The sequence below is a fragment of the Pelagicoccus sp. SDUM812002 genome, assembly GCF_031127835.1.
In the GTDB taxonomy this organism is placed as follows: Bacteria; Verrucomicrobiota; Verrucomicrobiia; order Opitutales; family Opitutaceae; genus Pelagicoccus.
The window spans coordinates 1-472 of record NZ_JARXHX010000131.1; the positions used below are offsets into that span (position 1 = coordinate 1).

Consider the following 472-nt stretch of genomic DNA (forward strand, 5'->3'; position numbering starts at 1 on the left):
CGTTGGCAAAAAATAGATGAACGAAACCAAAGACATCAAACTATCGAGCACTGAGTTTTGTTTTCGAGCGAACTCAGTATTCATCGACGGAAAGAAGAATTATGAAAAATTCTTTTACGCAGATCTTTCCGAGATGAACACTGAGCACATTCTCTACCAAGCGAACAAAAAGACTTCACGATTTTCGCTTACGACACTTCAGGACAATCCAATCGCATTTGTGTCTGATGCAGTTAAAATAATCATCGAAGAGAATTACGGGACGACAGGACTGTACGATCCGTTCTCTTCCGAATACTGTAAAGAATCGTATTCACCGAAGTCCGAACCAATAGTAAAATTCGGGATCAAACTGTTCGAAATAACCAAGGGAGCATACGATAAAATATCCTACTAAAAATTGTGCCAACCAGGCAGCCCATACAACTCCAGCCAGCGCTCCGCGCTGACTTCCGCGTATGGCTTTCACGTT

The 472-nt window shown here is 42.2% G+C and carries 1 protein-coding gene; it reads left to right on the top strand.

Translation table 11 applies throughout. The annotated features are described in order from the left end of the window. Positions 1-16: 16 nt before the first annotated feature. Positions 17-397 carry a hypothetical protein gene (locus tag QEH53_RS24015; RefSeq protein ID WP_309025775.1) on the top strand — a complete coding sequence of 127 codons (381 nt, stop codon included), beginning with the start codon at positions 17-19 and terminating at the stop codon, positions 395-397. The last annotated feature ends 75 nt before the right edge of the window (positions 398-472 follow it).